The 17498-nt window shown below is 32.6% G+C and carries 17 protein-coding genes; 4 read left to right on the forward strand and 13 right to left on the reverse strand.

Annotated elements, in window-relative coordinates; genetic code table 11:
- Positions 1 to 139: 139 nt before the first annotated feature.
- The 7 genes from KGF50_RS03080 to KGF50_RS03110 all read right to left on the reverse strand — a co-directional run bounded on the left by KGF50_RS03080 (position 140) and on the right by KGF50_RS03110 (position 5556).
- Complete coding sequence (locus tag KGF50_RS03080; RefSeq protein WP_227846773.1) at positions 140 to 1435, reverse strand: tyrosine-type recombinase/integrase; 1296 nt, start codon at positions 1433 to 1435, stop codon at positions 140 to 142.
- A gap of 101 nt (positions 1436 to 1536) precedes the next feature.
- Positions 1537 to 1767, reverse strand: a complete 231-nt coding sequence (locus KGF50_RS03085; RefSeq protein WP_227846774.1) for a helix-turn-helix domain-containing protein — start codon at positions 1765 to 1767, stop codon at positions 1537 to 1539.
- A 553-nt stretch (positions 1768 to 2320) separates the two neighbouring features.
- The gene (locus KGF50_RS03090; protein ID WP_227846775.1) at positions 2321 to 2743 is read right to left on the reverse strand and encodes a sigma-70 family RNA polymerase sigma factor; all 423 of its coding nucleotides are present in this window, start codon (positions 2741 to 2743) and stop codon (positions 2321 to 2323) included.
- 455 nt (positions 2744 to 3198) lie between these two features.
- On the reverse strand, positions 3199 to 3696 hold the full coding sequence (locus KGF50_RS03095; RefSeq protein WP_077745555.1) for a GNAT family N-acetyltransferase: 498 nt from the start codon (positions 3694 to 3696) through the stop codon (positions 3199 to 3201).
- Position 3697: 1 nt separating this feature from the next.
- Positions 3698 to 4624, reverse strand: a complete 927-nt coding sequence (locus tag KGF50_RS03100; RefSeq protein ID WP_227846776.1) for a hypothetical protein — start codon at positions 4622 to 4624, stop codon at positions 3698 to 3700.
- Between the two features lie 117 nt (positions 4625 to 4741).
- Positions 4742 to 5365: a Crp/Fnr family transcriptional regulator gene (locus tag KGF50_RS03105; protein ID WP_227846777.1), complete on the reverse strand. Its 624-nt coding sequence runs from the start codon at positions 5363 to 5365 to the stop codon at positions 4742 to 4744.
- 2 nt (positions 5366 to 5367) lie between these two features.
- Complete coding sequence (locus tag KGF50_RS03110) at positions 5368 to 5556, reverse strand: helix-turn-helix domain-containing protein (RefSeq protein ID WP_227846778.1); 189 nt, start codon at positions 5554 to 5556, stop codon at positions 5368 to 5370.
- Positions 5557 to 6111: 555 nt separating this feature from the next.
- Here KGF50_RS03110 and KGF50_RS03115 point away from each other — a divergent pair.
- From KGF50_RS03115 to KGF50_RS22280, 3 genes are all read left to right on the forward strand, one after another.
- On the forward strand, positions 6112 to 6792 hold the full coding sequence (locus KGF50_RS03115) for a TetR/AcrR family transcriptional regulator (RefSeq protein ID WP_227846779.1): 681 nt from the start codon (positions 6112 to 6114) through the stop codon (positions 6790 to 6792).
- Positions 6793 to 6879: 87 nt separating this feature from the next.
- A complete protein-coding gene (locus tag KGF50_RS03120) occupies positions 6880 to 7665 on the forward strand; it encodes a type II CAAX endopeptidase family protein (RefSeq protein WP_227846780.1) in 786 nt (261 codons plus the stop codon).
- Positions 7666 to 7724: 59 nt separating this feature from the next.
- Entirely contained in the window at positions 7725 to 7853 is a 129-nt protein-coding gene (locus KGF50_RS22280; protein WP_255654729.1) for a hypothetical protein, read from the forward strand.
- A 585-nt stretch (positions 7854 to 8438) separates the two neighbouring features.
- Here the strand turns inward: KGF50_RS22280 and KGF50_RS03125 are convergent.
- The 3 genes from KGF50_RS03125 to KGF50_RS03135 all read right to left on the reverse strand — a co-directional run bounded on the left by KGF50_RS03125 (position 8439) and on the right by KGF50_RS03135 (position 12697).
- Positions 8439 to 10553, reverse strand: coding sequence for a 3'-5' exonuclease (locus tag KGF50_RS03125; protein WP_227846781.1), 2115 nt, complete (start codon positions 10551 to 10553; stop codon positions 8439 to 8441).
- Positions 10554 to 10805: 252 nt separating this feature from the next.
- Positions 10806 to 11660: a helix-turn-helix domain-containing protein gene (locus KGF50_RS03130; RefSeq protein ID WP_227846782.1), complete on the reverse strand. Its 855-nt coding sequence runs from the start codon at positions 11658 to 11660 to the stop codon at positions 10806 to 10808.
- A gap of 125 nt (positions 11661 to 11785) precedes the next feature.
- On the reverse strand, positions 11786 to 12697 hold the full coding sequence (locus KGF50_RS03135) for a LysR family transcriptional regulator (protein WP_227846783.1): 912 nt from the start codon (positions 12695 to 12697) through the stop codon (positions 11786 to 11788).
- A gap of 102 nt (positions 12698 to 12799) precedes the next feature.
- Here KGF50_RS03135 and KGF50_RS03140 point away from each other — a divergent pair, with 102 nt between their 5' ends.
- Entirely contained in the window at positions 12800 to 14131 is a 1332-nt protein-coding gene (locus KGF50_RS03140) for an MATE family efflux transporter (RefSeq protein ID WP_227846784.1), read from the forward strand.
- Positions 14132 to 14308: 177 nt separating this feature from the next.
- Here KGF50_RS03140 and KGF50_RS22520 read toward each other — a convergent pair whose 3' ends face one another.
- From KGF50_RS22520 to KGF50_RS03155, 3 genes are all read right to left on the reverse strand, one after another.
- A complete protein-coding gene (locus KGF50_RS22520) occupies positions 14309 to 14539 on the reverse strand; it encodes a VOC family protein (RefSeq protein ID WP_413926779.1) in 231 nt (76 codons plus the stop codon).
- Positions 14540 to 15186: 647 nt separating this feature from the next.
- Entirely contained in the window at positions 15187 to 16035 is an 849-nt protein-coding gene (locus tag KGF50_RS03150; protein WP_227846786.1) for a PRD domain-containing protein, read from the reverse strand.
- 22 nt (positions 16036 to 16057) lie between these two features.
- Positions 16058 to 17464, reverse strand: coding sequence for a glycoside hydrolase family 1 protein (locus KGF50_RS03155; protein WP_227846787.1), 1407 nt, complete (start codon positions 17462 to 17464; stop codon positions 16058 to 16060).
- Positions 17465 to 17498: the final 34 nt, after the last annotated feature.

A 17498-nucleotide genomic window follows, 5' to 3' on the forward strand; every position in this document is an offset into this window, starting at 1 on the left:
ATTATATAAATAATCTTTACCCCGTTTGCATTACCCCTTGAAAACACTGCGTTTATCGAGTTTTTCTTGGGGTTTTTATCCCTTATTTCCCTTGTTTTTTCCCTTATCAGAAATCTACAAGGGAAAATGTGTTTTCAAGTCAAGCCGTAGCCACTTCGAGAAGCATCACAGAGTTCCGCTTTGATTCTCTTGTAGCATGGGCATAGATGTTCATGGTGGTGTTAATATCGGAATGACCTAACAGCTCCTGTACATCATTTGGTGCAGCTCCATTGGCAAGGAGCTTACTGGTGTATGTGTGTCTGAGTTGATGAAAGTGGAAATCATCCAAGCCGTCAACTCTTTTTCTCAGAGAGCTACACATTCCTATAATTGCACTCGGTGCTACAAGAGTACCATCTGGACGCAGGCAAACGAGAGATATATTGGTGTACGCTTCTGACACATTGGCTGTTACGGGCTGAGAGTGCAGATAGTAGTAAGTGCGGTTTTTCACTTTCTCTATGGTGTAGTAGTTATGGTGGTACAATTCGCCACACTGCTTTCTGTTTTTCTGCTGCTCTTTCTTTGCCTGCACAAGTATGTTGGTCAATGTATCCCCAAAATCTACGGTGCGTATCTTTTTTCGTTTTGTCGGCCCGATTGTCATAGCCTTTCGGGTATTATTATAGCATATGCTACGCCTAACTGTTAAGTATTTTCCCTCTAAGTCAATGTCCTGCCAAGTCAAGCCACAAACCTCTCCGAGCCTTAATCCTGTGTAGTAAGCAATTTGTATGGGGAGCAATGCAGGGTTATTTGTTCTCTGCAAATACTCTGACATCTGCCTAAACTGCTCATCTGTAACAACAGGGGATTTGTCCGTTTCTCCATCTGCATCACTGCTGAACATCTCAAAATCATCTTGATTTCCTCTAAGCACCACATATTGCATAGGATTAAAGGTAATCAGTTGTTTCGGGAATACTGCAAAACGGAACGCTCCACGCATGACTGCTGCATAAACATTAAGACTTCCTGCTGACAGTGGTTTTGATTTTTTTCCATTTGATAATGGTTGGGCAGAGGAAAGTGAGTCGAAAAACTTTTGCAAATGTTCTGCTGTGATTGTTTTCAATTTCCGTTTCCCAATGGAATGTTGCTTAACCCGATTTGCTGTATTCAAATATGACCGTTCAGTTCCGTTACTGCGTTTGCTTGGGGCAAGTTCTTCCTCAATCCACATATCCAACATATCGTTTAATGTGATATTAGAAGCCTTTGCAACAAATGCTTGATTTTCATATTCGTCCATAACTTTTCGGAGCAGAGCTTCAGTTTCGCTTTTGCTCTCAGTGCCGGGCATTTCTTTTTGTATGCGGTTGTCGCTTGCATCCTCTACATAAAACCGATAGTACCACTTCTTTCCCTTTTTTCTAACAGACCCTTTTGCCATAATAAATTCTCCTTTCATCACGGCAAAGGTTACTGTTGCAATGTGATACCATTATTATAAAGGCAAAACACTGATTGCACAACTTTGCCATTTTTTCGTTGTCATATATTTTTCACCTGTTCCATATCCAAGAGGTTTATCCCTTGGTTAGCAGCCAAAAACTGCTCCAACACATCTGTACGAATAACATTTTTTCTTCCAATAAATAGTGCTGGCAATTTTCCGTGCTTAATTAACATTCTCAATGTATTTCTGCCGATGCCTGTATAAGCGGCAGCTTCATCAACGGTTAAACCAAATTTATTTCCTGTGCGTATTGCATTAGCGTTCATTTTTGACCTCCTTTTCATGATTGCATTTATATAAAATAGAAAGACCGCAACACCTTTTTTTTGGAACAGAAATAGAGTGTTGCGGTCTATTTTGTCTTTGTCATAAGATTTGCCGTATTTGCCACGCACCCCCGACAAAGGGAATATTTTGAGTTGCTGTTGGCACAGCTATCATAGCCCCACAGTACCGTGGCTTGTCCAAAAGCCACGCATACCGCAGGAACTCCCCCTGTTTCTATCGTTTTGGAGGCGGAACGGCACAAAGTATCATTGTCACTTATGTGGGTCATTGCGGACGAGTTGCCTACTCAACTTGTAAAGCTGAGTTACTCGGCTCTAACAGTCCATTTGTCGCTCCAAAGGTATTTTATTCACCTCCCCATACCCTCATCTTAGCGATGCCTGTTAAGTCGCTTTGCCTTTCGGCTCACATAAGTAATGTACTCAAAATATCGTATATGAAATTGTCAAGGTACAATTACGCTGTTTGGTATGCGAGAGAAAAACTTCCTCTCATATACCTTTAGAAAAAAGAGGGATATTCGGACTCGGATTACAAATTATTTTTTAAATACTGTTCCATATAAATTAACCCACGCTCAATGGATTTTCTAATTGCCTTTTCGGTCACTCTCTCAGCTTTGGCAATGGCTGTTTTACTCATTCCCAAGAAGTAATGAGCGTAAATGCGTTTTGCCTGCTTGTCCGGCAAAGATGCAATAGCGGCATGGAGCTGCTCTCTCGTGAGCTTACGCTCGTAAATCTCATCGGGTGAGAGGGAAACAAACAAGGCACTGTGTTCAATGCCGTCATCACGGTCAAGCGAGTAGTAGGCTTTGTGGTAATTTATCTTGCTGTGGTAGGCTTGCTCTGCCTTACGGTATTCCTCCAAGATGTCAAACACCTCATCGGGAACATCGTGGTATGTGTCTGTTGTAATGTGGTCATAGTATTTTTTAAAGTTTACTTTTTTCATGGTTTGTACCATCCTTTCGATTTGGGGTTAGCTGAAATCGAAAGGACAGTGGTGGAGAACGGCAGCGAGGGCTTATAAACGCAAAAATGCCCGACTGAAATTCATCAAATCTCAATCGGGCACGGGCGTACTTATTTCGTGCTATGTAGTTTATAATTTCGGATTGTAGACCATAGTCGCCCCACAATGTGGTATGACTTTTTTTGATAAGTTACCAAGCAATTGGGAAAAAGAAAACACGGCGATACCTCCTTAGATACCGCCGTATCCTTAAAGAAGGGTAACTTTAATACACCTACCTTGTTTGCTTTTTGAAAAAGAAAAATGGCGGCTTTGATTGTTATTCAAAACCGCCGCTTTGCTACTTATATTTTGTTTTGGCACATGAATACCTGCCGCCACAACAACGGTTTTTTTTATTTCCGTTGGGACGGTACATTTAGATGTTAAAATTATTATTTTTTAACCAAAGCATATATTCGGCTGTCATAAATATTGCCGTCTTTGTAAATAGAATTTTTAAGTGTTCCTTCAAATACAAAGCCACATTTTTCAAGCACTTTGCAAGAAGCTTTATTGTGTGAAAAAACAACAGCATAAAGCCTAACAATATCATATTGAGAAAAGCATAGTTCTATCATTTCTTTTATAGCATGTGTCATAATTCCTTGCCCCCAATATGATTCACCTATCCAGTAACCAATTTCGGCGCTTTTTTCATAAATATCTTCACCAATAGAAACACCTACACTTCCAATCGCTTTGTCATCTTCAATGATTGCAAGATTTATATGTTTATTATCACATCTTTGGCAGTGTGTGATAAATTTCTCAGCATCCACAACGGAATATGGATATGGAAAAATATTTCTCAAATTTTTTGATACATTCCTATTGTTAGCATTTTTTACTAAGTCATTTATATATTCAGTTGACCAATTTTCTAATTTCATTTTATTCCTCCAAAGTCAATAATCTATCAATACCTATCCCACTTATCAGACAACGATTTTTCTTATTTCCTGTCATTTCACTAATCCAGTTTACAAAACCGCCATCAGCAATTTCAATTACATTATCATTGCAATGTAGATAAATCTTAAAATTTATTCCTTTGTAGTAAGCATTATCTTCACTATTCAAATCAATAGTAATTTGAATCTCTGGTAAAGAAGACTTTACTATAGCAGTCATTTTTTCAAAGAATCCATCTCGGTCGGGATAACCTCCACGTTTTCGTAAGCAAATACTTATTTTTGAGTTTTCAATATTTGTAAAGAGGTCTTTGTAATAGTTTAGATGCTTTATTAGCAATTCAGATTCACATAAATATGAACCCTTATCTTTTCCAGAGGAAACTATGCAAAATATTCCAAAGTGGGCATAAAACCCTTTACCTTCAAAGGTTTGAGCACGTACTACTCTTGTAGTCGTAGCATAATGGATAGCATCTTCGTTACGTAATATTTTCTTTTTTAAACCGTCAGCAATAATAATTGCTATCATATTAGAAGGGTCCGATAAAGTTTCGGTTCCCCGTAATGCACTAATTACATTGTTTTGATTTACACATCCAAAAACACTACAACTACCAAGCGGAGCGGAGGGAGAAAGCAGCAGATTTTTAATTCCTAGCTTTTCTGAAAGGGATAACAACTTCACCTCTAAATTATGAAAGGCAATTGGGTCAAAATGGCTTGGACTAGTGAAACGATTGGTAGAAAACGCAGCTAATATGTTTTGAGGTGTCTTTTTTATTACAGCTGACTGAAAGACGCTTAATAGAAAAGAGTTTATATCCGAGTTATTTAGATTTACTATCTTATCTATTATTTTTACATCACCTAAGATGTTTAAAATTCTGCTTATAGCAACATTCATGATATACCTCCTAAGAATTTATGCTTATAAGTATATTACATTTAGACAGCTTAATAATAAAGGTCAATTGACCACAAAAAAGAACAGACATCTTGAAAATGAAGATGTCTGTTCTTATCATTCTATATATGGAAGATATTTTAGAAGTTCCTTAGGATTTATAATAATAAACTTGTTATCTGAAAAATCGAGTAATTCTTGTTTTTTACATTCGTCTATTGCCCGATTAACGCTCCTAATAGGTGAATTCACTTCTTTAGCAAGCCGAGATTTATTAAGTGAATCAAGCGTATTTCGATGATAATGCAATGATATACTCCGAAGCAAGCGTTCTTTTACTGTGAGCTCCAAAATGTTTTCTACCAATTGGGCATTAATAATTAGTTTTTCTGCTAATCCTTGTATTAAGAATTTTGTTGCATTAAAATCATTTTTAATCCATTCCAAAAAATCAGCTCGGTAAAGTCGTTTCACAATACAATCTGCAAGTGCTGTAATTTCTACAGGTTTTTTTCCATCGTAAAATTGTTCTATTTCTCCAAAAAAACTTCCCGATTTATATAAGTAAAGTGTTGCGAAATTTCCATTGGAACTTTGAATGTAAGCTTCAGCAACACCAGACAATAAAAAATAAACGAAATTGTTTTCTTCTTCAGCATATAATATAGTATTTCCAGCAGCATAGCTTTTTTCTTGCAGTTTATCTTTTACTTCTTTGGGCATTATATCAAAAAAATTCATTTTTAAATCTCACCTACCTTCATTGTTGATTTATATCTACCATCAATTGGCTTTGGGGCATCTTTTGGTATCATCCACGCTCGACCAAATTTCTCAGTACCGTTAATGCGATTTTCTTCACATAATTTTTGTATCCGTCTTTCTGATATGCCCCATTTTTCAGAAGCGGCTTTCACAGAAATGTAATCCATAATATCAACTTCCTTTCGCAAAAGAGTATATAATGATTATATACGGATTGACGAATAATAGCAAATTTGTTTTTCACAAATATGAAATTATACACTACCTAATATAAATAATCCTAACCTTTTTTCATACCCCTTTTAAACAATATGTTTTCAAGGGGTTTTTCATGTATTTCACTGTCTGTTTACCTCGATATTTCCCTTATCATAAATCAACAAATGAAAAATCGTTTTATTTGGTACTTATGTAGTGTAAAAAGTACCTACCGCTTGATATGGTAGCAGATACACTGTTTTAATTAACACTAAGCTTAGCGTTCTGATTTGATTTATCACGCAATCATCTGTCTTCACTTCGTTTTCGAACCCTATTGCTACTTTGTTCTACCTTGGATTGACCACAATTTTATTAACAACTAGGTTGCCTGCGCTTAACTTGTTCACAGTCATAACATTAAAATGACATATTAGTCATTTTAATATTGACAGTATATATAAAAGAGACTATAATATATCATATAATAATGACTATAAAGTCATTTTAAAGGAGTTGAGGTAATGCCAAAAGTAAATGAACAGTATTTTGAGGAAAAACGAGATCAGATACTGGATGCTGCGTTTGATGTCTGCATGTCCAAGCCGGTATATGCAGTTAAAATGAAAGATATTATTAAGGAAACAGGCTTTAGTCATGGGCTTGTATATCGATATTTTACTAATTTAGAGGATATCCTATTTGCCCTTATTAACAGAGACTCATCGATTATTGACGTGTCTGCTAAAGTTGATGAAATACTGCACTCTGGACATTCTCCCGAAGATATTGTAAAGCAACTGTTTTCGCTATATTTTGATGCTATTATGATTGGCATCACTGGGTATGGTAAGATTTTCAATGAAATGCTTGCTATGCTTGCCAGCGACCAGCAATATTACCAGAGGTTTCGGGCAAATGTGAAGGTTGCATCCAGCAGCGATTATTTACAAACGCAAGCATATCGATATATCGAAGAGCAAATACAAAAAGGCTATTTCTCTCCAAAACAGACATTAGATGAAATATACTCTTTCATTATGGTATGTCTCAGCGGAATCGAAAGAGACCTAATTCTAACAAGGTGCTACCCTGCCATGCAAGATATTCAGCTAGATATGGATGGATTACTGTCTAGCCTATGTACATCTGTTCTTTTCATGCTTGGAAGTAGCAACCAATCTGAAAATAAGGATAACAAATAAACAGCGATTACAGCGATTTCAAATGGAGCGTACTCTATTTTCTGGTGGGAAATGAATCTATAGATTATTTATGAGGAGGTTATACTTATGTGGAATCACTATAATAAAAAGCTAATACTACAATACTTATTGCTTGTTTTTTTGATTGCATGGAGTGCTACAACAATCGTCATAATAGGCGAACGACTTGAATGGTTTGTAGGACCAATTGGAACTGTCATATACTACTTACTGGTTGGTTTCTCAATTGGGTTTGCTCCGGCTTATGCTGTTATAATCCTTCTTAAAAAAAGTGGTAAGATTCGTGGAATTAAAGAACTTTGGGGCTACATCGTCAAAACCAATCATATATCTAGCTCTCACGTGCTGATTATTGCTATTTTCTTTGCCAGCCAGATTGTAATCAATATCTTTTGCAATCGATACCTTGGAAAACCTTGGTATATGATACTCCTTATGTTTCCATTCATGATTATAGGTGGTGGATTGGAGGAGCTTGGTTGGCGTGGTTTTTTGCAGCCAGCATTAGAGCAAAAACTACCTTTTTTTGCCGCAAGTCTTCTCACAGGCATGATATGGTCCATTTGGCATCTTCCGCTCTGGTTGCTACAGAACTCAAATCAATCCTCCATGAACTTTTTCTCGTTTTTGTGTTGGTGTATCACGGTATCTTTTGTGTTAGCAATTCTATACAGGCTGACAGGTAGTATCATTGTCTGTGTATGTTTTCATGCGTGGTTCAATGCGATTGGAGGTTTATTCACAATGGATCTTTTTATCCAGCCAATACAATCGAAATCAATTGTGCTACTAGGTCTCCAAGTTATTTTAGCTATGATTACTTATAGTAAGATGAATTTGTCTTGGAAGTAACCCAGAAAATACAACGCTTAATATTAAAACATAAGTTTACTGAACTATAAGGAGTTCATATGGATAAAGAAAATAAAAATATGCCTAGTAAAATAGTTTATTCGCTTTCTGAGAAAGGTTATATTGAGTTTAAAGATGCACTTGTATCATTATTCAAAACTTTAATTATAACCTTGTTCCTTTTATAACTGCTATTTTTTATTAAATTCTTATATAAAAAAGAAGCAGTTGATATTCTTACAAAACGATTAGAATATCTTAAAAAAAGAAATATAGATATTGCAAAGCAAATAGATATTTTGAAATTCCAAAACTTGTCTACATAGATTATTTGCAACATCAAGCACAATGCACAAATTATTTAAACAGAGATAGTATAAACAAAAGAACTTATTGGCACGATAAAAGAAATTGCTGAAACTGGGTAAACGTAAATGCTACCCCAGTTTCTTTCAAATAGTGGTGGCAAGGGTTGGTAGAATGCCTTTGTGTACTCCTACACAAAATTTTTTTCAATAAACTCATTAAACATAGTTGCTGTCATGGTGTCAAATTTTTCGTATTTGCCAATGAGGTAAATACGCTCACACACTAAGAATACAAGCGGAAAAACGCATGAGATCAAGATTTTCAATGAATTGAATGGCAATGTATGATACCTCATAACAGGTTAGGAAAATTAAATAGGTTCTATCCTATCTCTACATATAAGTTTCCCTATATGCTGACTACGTTATCTACTAACTCACGACTAAAGTTACGAGTGTGCATAGCTATTTTTTAATCAATTGAGTTAAATTTCCAGTGTATGTAAGCTTAAGTCTATGCATAGCTCGTGTACAAGCAATATATAATAAACTACGGTCGTAATCATTGTAATATGTTTTATTATTTACTGAAGGAATAACAACTTCATCAAATTCCAAACCTTTTGACATTTTAATAGAAGTAATCGATACGCCTTTTACAAAACTAGAACTTTCAGGACATATTAAATTAACATCATATTCTTGCTTAATAACATCATATATTGCTTTAGCCTCGCTGTTGGTTTTTAGTATAATACCAAGGGTAGCATTGGTGCTTTCCTCAAACTGCTCAATCTCAATTTTTATCTTATCTATCTCATCCTGTTCATTACTGCATTTAATTAAAACTGGCTCTTCACCATGTCTTTCAATAGCCTCCAGTGAAGTTATATTTTGAATTTTCTTAGCAAAATTAATAATCTCAAGAGTAGAACGATAACTCTTATTTAACATTACAAGTTCTCCAGCATCATAAATCTGTACCATATCATCTAATGTATGTAAATGATTAGGATTGATTAGTTGTCCAAAATCTCCAAGAATAGTCTTTTTACATTTGAAAAGCAAGTTTATTACAGCATATTGAATAGGAGTATAATCCTGCATTTCATCAATAACAATGTGTCTTATCACTTTGTCTTCTTGCAATCCTTCATAAGCAGCATGAAGATATATAAAAGGATACACATCTGCCCACTCAAGAGTCTTCTTTGATGGCATTACAAACATATCTTGAATATTCATCTGTCTGAAGAAGTCCTTATAAAGTGCCAAAGTATTTTTTATTGTTAACATTCCATTTAGACTTTTAAGTATATTTTTTACTTTTGGTAAGTCATCTTCCATAATATTATCCGATTCAAATCTATAATGAATATCTTCTGCTACCATCTCCAATCTTCGCTTAACTGGATATTTATTATATGCATCAAATCTTATTCGTATCCAATCGCTTTCAGCTATAAAACTTCCAAAAGTGTAATCTTTAGGAATAAAAACAACATTTGGCATTTGTTTTATGTATTTGTCCATAAGCTTTAAAAAATCAAGTGTAGATTTGAAACGTACTCTTTCAGCCCATTGTACATCATTTATTTCCAGAGAATCTTTTTCTCCTTCAAAATCAATAATCCGCTCTAATTGAACTTCGGCTATATCTTCAAAACTTAATTCACACAGTGGTTCTTCTCCTAGCTCAGGAAGGACATTAGAAATATAGTCACCAAAGACTTTATTAGGTGATAGAATAATTACATTATTTGCTGATATCTTATCTTTAAATCTATAAAGAAGAAAAGCAATTCTATGTAATGCTATAGATGTTTTTCCAGAACCAGCTACTCCTTGAATAATAAGAGTGTCAGCCTTGTCATTTCTAATAATTTGATTTTGCTCTTTTTGTATTGTTGAAATAATAGATTTCATCTTTTCATCAGAAGTATTGCTAAGTTCCTGTTGAAGAATATCATCTTGTATATTCATAGAACTTTCAAGTACATATTCCAGTTTTCCATTTTTAATTTTAAACTGTCGTTTACGTGTTATTTCTCCATCTATCCATCCTAATGGTGCATTATATCCTGCTGGTCCTATCTCACAGTCATAAAACATGCTGGCCATTGGAGAACGCCAATCTAGTATTAGAAGCTCGTTTTCATAATCGAATGCAAATCGGCCAATATAATACTTTGAATCGTCATCTTCATCTTTTAATTTAAAATCTATCCTAGCAAAATATGGCGAATCTTTCATTTTAGCAACCTTGTCTCGAACTTTTACCATAAAAGCTCCATAACTATCTATTTGCTTTAGCGCCAACTCATTCTGGAACATTTCATGTGGGTCTATCTCTCCACGATTTTTTACCATATATAATTTAGCATCCATGTAATCTTTATCAAGTTTATCAACTGAATTTTCCGCTTTCTCCAAAGCATTATCCAATTTGTTATTTATATCTATAAGATATGAAATCTCATCTGGAAAAGATGCTTTTAACTCTATCTCTTGTTCAGACATATTATTTTTAGAATTAGATGTGATAGAATTACAACTTTCTAATTGCTGATTTTTAGACATTTGAACCCTCCTTGTCAACTGAGTATTATCTTAAATCATTATACTTAATTGAACTTTATATTTTTTAATCATTCTTGCTATTTGGTTCAAATTTAGTTTTTGTTTTAAATTTCAGCCTCAAAATTTATATTTTTTCTAAATAAAAAATACATTTTCTTATAGTTATAATCAAAGTTATGAGAAACATGGACAAAAAAAATAAATACACCTAAAAAATGTAAAATTCTTTTTTAATACAATAGATTATTAGTACTATTTATTCTCTTTTTCATTTTCAGAAGACAGAACAAATTTTTGAGTAGGATACCCAAATTCAGTCAGCAGTTCAGCTTCTGCAAAGCCTAACTTCTTTATCATATTCCTATGCCCTGTATCAGCTTTATCTCCTTCTCTAAAAGTTGTGATTGAGATGGATGTATCCATCAAAAAATTTTCAATAGCCTTTTTTAAAAATACCTGTGCAATCTCTGAATTACGATATTGAGGATGTATTCCAAAAAAGTCAATGCTTCCAGTTTCTTTATTAAATACCATATTTGCAATAGCAATGTTATTGAATTTTAATATCAAAGCTCTTTCTTCCAAAATATATTGTTCTAATTGAGAGATATACTCTTCCTCCTGTAAATTTGGAAAGCCATCTATAACCAACCTAACTAAATTCATCCATGATGGTATATCAGATATTTTAGCAAGTATAATATCTTTTTCTAATTCCGATATATTTTTTGAAAATAAATTATCTTTTTTCAAAACAAATCTTAGCTGCAAAGGATAAAATTCTTGTTCTTTTCGATATTTATTTGGAGATTTTTTATACATATCTTTAAATACGGAAGTAAATGCTTGTTGACTCTCATAGCCAGCTATCAATGCAATTTCAATAATCGTTTTTTTAGAAAATACCAATAGTTTTGCTGCCTCCGTGAGTTTTCTTCGTTTTATATAATCATGCATTGTCAAACCGACAGAAGTTGTGAAAGTTCTATGTAGATGATATTTTGAATAATGAACAGCATTAGCAACTATATCTAAATCTAGCTTTTCTGATAAATGCTCCTCTATGTAATCAATAGCAGTTATAACATTATTTACTTTATAAAACATTGCAGCTCTCCTCCTTTTATCCATGAGACATTATATCAATTACTTCTTAGTCATATTTAATAAATCTTGCTCTTTTTTATAATGTAACAAAATTTCAACTTTAGAGTTTATTATCTTCTCTTCTATCATTTAATTAAAGACTCCAATCCTTTAATTTGTAATAGTTTTTCGTTTAATAAATCTAAAAATTTGTCTATTGTTTCTTGTTTGCTAGATTCTTTAACTAAATAATAAATAAACCTATCTGGTGGTGCATCCTTTATATAATGTATTTCAATATTAGATATTTCTTTAAGATGATATGCTACTGATACTGGCACAATAGCCCATACATTTTCTTGCCTCATAAAATACTCCAAAAGGGACATTTGGTCCAAAAACACTTTAGGTTGAAGAGTTGAACGAAACCAAAAATTATGCCACAAATCATATTCAGGATTCCATGGAAGTCTTATTTCATCAGCAACATCTAAAACAGATGGGTGCAATTCTCCATTATATTTTGAGCCACAACTTGTTACAAGTAACATGGTTTCTTTAAATATTGGTATGGTTTCTATGTTATTAAAAAACATATCATCTGAAATAAGAGCTATATCAACTTCCCCCTTGGAAACATAATCATATGCTTCATAAGAATGATAGTTGTAAAAGTTTACATTATACTCTGGATATGTATTCATAAAACAGAAAAATACATCTGGAAGGATGTATGAACTAACACTTCCTATAGAGGATATATTTAGAATTTTACTTCTATCAATCTTAGTTATATACTTAGCTTCTTGTAAGAGAGTTTTATATTTTTCTGCAATTGGAACAAATGCCTTCCCTTCTTCTGTCAACTCTGATATTCGTACTCCTTTTTTTCGATTAATTAATTTATATCCCAATTCAGCTTCTAATGCATGTATGCGTCTACTTAAAGCTGGCTGAGTAACATATAAACTTTCAGCAGCAGCAGAAATGCTTCCTAGCTTTATAATAGTCAAAAAAGCTTGTATCTCAAGTTCTGTCATAATCTTACCCCAATTCATAATATAAATATTTATTTATATTATATGGATAAAAACAGCATTTTACAATTATTTAATATGACTGTAAACTAATTGTATCTTAAAATTTAACGAGGTGTCATTATGAAATATACAACTAACTTAACAGAGGGAAACATAAGGAATGAATTGCTTATACTCATGTTCCCATTACTCTTAGGAAATATACTTCAACAGCTTTATAATACTATTGATGCTATTATAGTTGGTAGGTTTGTAAGTCAAACTGCTTTTGCTGCTGTAGGTGTAGCAGGAACTATTATGAACCTTTTTATATTTGTACTAAGTGGAAGTTGTACAGGTATATCAATTATATTTGCACATTTTTATGGGGCTGATGATTTATCTTCATTTAGAAAAGAATCTTTTCTAGCAACTGTTTTTGGCATTATATTAACTTTAGGATTAAGTATATGTGCAATATTTATACTTTCTCCATTATTAAATCTAATTCATACGCCACAAGAAGTTTCAAGTATTGCAATACCATACCTAAATATTATTTTTTGTGGTCTTATCGCAACATATTTTTATAATTTATTATCAGCAGCCTTGAGAGCTGTTGGGAATACTAAAGCTGCCCTAATTATCTTAATGCTTTCAATGATAATAAATACTGTTTTGGATATAATTTTTGTTGCAGTATATGATTTTGGAATCCAAGGAGCAGCTTTTGCAACTGTACTTTCACAGACTCTTGCATCAATTCTTTGTTTTATTTATATAAGAAAAAACATTTCATTTCTTTTGTTTAGAAAGGAAGATATGAAGTTTGAATGGAAATTACTAAGATTAACTCTATCCTATAGTCTAATTTCAGCTTTTCATCAATCCAGTTTATATATTGGAAAATTGCTAGTACAGGGAGCTGTAAATCTAATGGGAACAGACATGATTACGGCATACACTGCTACAACAAGAATTGAAGGCTTTGCTAATTCTTTTGGTGATAGTGGCGCTGAGGCTATCTCTATATTTGTCGCACAAAATACTGGAAATGAAAATAAAAAAAGGGCAAAGCAAGGATTTTATAAGGGATTGATTATACTAGTGTGTCTAGGAATTGGATTATCTTTGATAATGTATTTCTTTGCAAAGACTACTATTGAATTTATGACTACTAATTCCAATAGTAGAATTATGATAAACGGCATAGAGTACATGAAAACTATCGCTATTTTCTATGTCTTATGTTTTATAGGGAGTGCATTTGTTGGATGGTATAGAGGAAGTGGAAAAGTAAATATCCCTGTGATTGGAACCATCTTACATATATCAATTCGCGTTATTATTTCTTATTTGTTTATTCAACAATTTGGTTTAAAGACGATTGCATTTGCTACTGGCATAGGATGGGTTTCTGTTGTGACATTTCAGTATATTATTTTTTGTAAGTCAAAAAAAATAGAAAGGTGAACTTTATCCAAAGTTCACCTTTTATGTAAATAACTTTTTTTATTTTGACACATATTAATCTAATTTATAATATATCAGAGTTAAGATTAATAAATTAAACTTTCGAGTATATAATATATTACCATAAACTATTTATTAGTAACTCTATTTCAAGTTAACCCTGTGTTTTAGTTAATATTATTTTGTATGCTGAACATACTCTACAATTGTTCCATCTGGATGTTTTACTGTCATATTATATCCTGTAGGAACTTTTTTCTTGTCTCTTATCACTACGGCTCCACTTTGTAGCAGATAACTTCTCCATTCATCCACAGAATCGACCATAAAAGTAGCTTTCGTTTCTATAAATGGTTTAAGAGCAGTGTCAGAACCAGATAACAGCAAAACATTTCCTACCTGAGCCAACTCTAACCCCACTTCTTTATAAGAAAAACGTAAAGAACATTTCTCTTTTAAAAGATTTTCATAAAAAGGAATGGCATTTTCTATATCCTTAATATAAAAGCGTGTTAATGCATCATATATCTTCATAGTATTTACTCCTTTATTTATCTATCTTGTTTCTTCTCGATTATATCATTTTGCAAATATTATGACAATATATCAATCATTACACCCCAACAACATCATATGTTATACATTTTCTAAATTGTCATGCAAATTAATAAATATATATTTAAGACATAACATTACTAAAAATATCTAGCCAGAGTAAAATAAATTGCGTAATACAACAAATATGTTTATTTAATTAAGTTATTTCTTTATAACATTTAGTCTTCTTCCCACTCTGCTCAATAATTCATTTGATATACTACCTGAGTCATTTGCAACTTCAGGAGCAGATAATTCAGATAAATTATCTCTTCCTATCATAAACAATCCATATAAGTGACATTAAGATTAAATATATTTTCTAGACTACTACTTTTAGGGTCATTTTTTGCATAAAATTAAGAGATAGTTTGATAGCTATCTCTTAAAATAATTCCATTATTTAAATTTAGTTAATTCTTATTTTTATTATCAAGTTACTAATATACTAAAACATTTTAACAGCTTTCATCTAACTCGCCTAGAATCTTATGAATATGAATCATTAAATATAATTCCTCCTGCCTAGGCAATTCTCTAGAGTATTCCTTGTATATATAAGCTCCTATTTTCTTTACACATTCATATTCTTCTTTACAATTTTTGCGCACTTGATTATATATAAAATCTATCTTTTCTTTTGATGGTTCATTAGCCAGAAATCTTTGAGAAAAGGCCTTTAGATGCATTACAAATCTCATATAATAAAATGATTCTTTATTATATACAATAGAAAAGTGATAATGAACTATTTGTAAAATGGCATTTACAATTTTAGCACTTCTCTTGTTTCTATCACTATAAGGATTGTCTTGTTGTGCATTTATAAAATGGCCTGCTATATTACCAATTTCCTCTTCTGGTAGGTCTAAACCAAGAACCTCCTTAAAAACAGTAATCGCATATTTTCCTATATCATATTCTTTTGGATTAAATTCTTTAATTTCAAACAAATAGTGATTCTCAATCATTATACCTTCTTTAAAGCGTCTCACTGCAAAGGCGATGTGGTCAGTTAAAGCCAAGTATATATGGTTCATAAGTTTTAAATTATATTTTTCTATTCCATATGAGATTATCATTTGAGCTATCCCAAAGTATTCTGCATCTATTTCTGATGCAAGTTGTATAATGCTCTTTTTTATATTTTCATCATGAAGGACGAAAGTTTTTTCTATATCTTCTTTATTTAACTCAGACCCAATCTTATAATTATGACCAATTCCTTTACCCATCAATATTATTTCTTCGTCATTATCATCCTTTGCAAGTAGCAACGAATTATTTAATACCTTTGTAATGTACATACTAAAAACCTCAATATATTATTTATTTTGTTATTCCATTACTCTCTATGACTTCTTTGTACCAATAAAAGCTATCTTTCTTTATTCTTTTTAAATCTAAAGTTTCATGGTCTGTTCTGTTTATGTAAACAAATCCATAACGTTTATTAAAACCTTGTGAGGAACTTAAAAGATCTGTAAATGACCATGGACAATATCCAATCATCTCTACACCATCTTCAATAGCCAGTTTACATGCATTTATATGGCTTCTTAAATAATCTATACGATAGTCATCATGAATTTTACCATCTTCTAATACATCTTTAGCTCCAAGCCCATTCTCAGTTATTATAACAGGTAAATGATATCTTTGCCAATATTCATTAAGTGCAACTCTAAGACCTGATGGATCTATTGATGCCCCATACTCTGAAGCCTTTAGGTTAGGATTCATTGACATCTTAAATAATCCATACATGCTAAAGTCAACAGTTCCTTCTCTTAATCCAAATAGATGTTGTGAATCCTCAGGTAAAGCCTCTGCACAGTTTGTTCTATAGTAATTTACAGCTATAAAATCCATTTTGGCTTTTTTAAGTACTTCTTTATCTTCATTTTCCATATGAGGAACTATATTTCTTTTCTCAAGATAATTCATATAATATCCTGGATATTCTCCATAATAATGCATATCAAGCATGTAGTACACTTTAAAATTATCATTCATCCTTGCTGCATATACATCTTCTGGTTTAGATGTAAGAGGATATGTTACAGATGATGATACTGCTGCTCCAATCTTACTTCCTTCTATCATTTCATGGCATGCATTAACAGCTAATGCATGAGCTAAGCAAAGATTATAGTCCATTTGGGCACGCATTCTATCTATCTTCCATGGGTTTGTTTCATTATATATATTAATTCTCTCTTCTACTCTAACAATTAGATTCTGTTCATTATGAGGTTGCCAATACTTCACTCTATCTCCAAAATGCTCAAAGCATATTTTTGCATATCTTTCAAAAGCATAAACAGTCTCTCTACCTTCCCAACCATTATACTTCTCCACTAATGTAAAAGGTAGGTCAAAGTGATATAAAGTTACGAATGGCTCAATATCGCACTCTATTAATTTATCTATTATTTTATTGTAAAAATCTATTCCTTTTTGATTTATTTCTCCTTCACCATCTGGAATTAACCTTGCCCATGAAAGTGAGAAACGATATGTTTTCATTCCTAATTCTTTCATCAATTCAATATCTTCTTTATAATTATGATAAAAATCTGATGCTACTTTAGTGTCTGCTTGTAAGTGAGATTTTTTAAAGGAATTGTAATCAGCCACTGTTTTGCCTTTATTGTCTTTATCCCAAGCTCCCTCCACTTGAAATGCTGAAGATGATGCTCCCCATAAAAAATTTTTTGGAAATCCTGTATTCATAAATGTCACTCCTTTTATATTAATGTTTTAATCA

The sequence above is a fragment of the Clostridioides sp. ZZV15-6598 genome, from assembly GCF_020657705.1.
GTDB classification, from domain to species: domain Bacteria; phylum Bacillota; class Clostridia; order Peptostreptococcales; family Peptostreptococcaceae; genus Clostridioides; species Clostridioides difficile_F.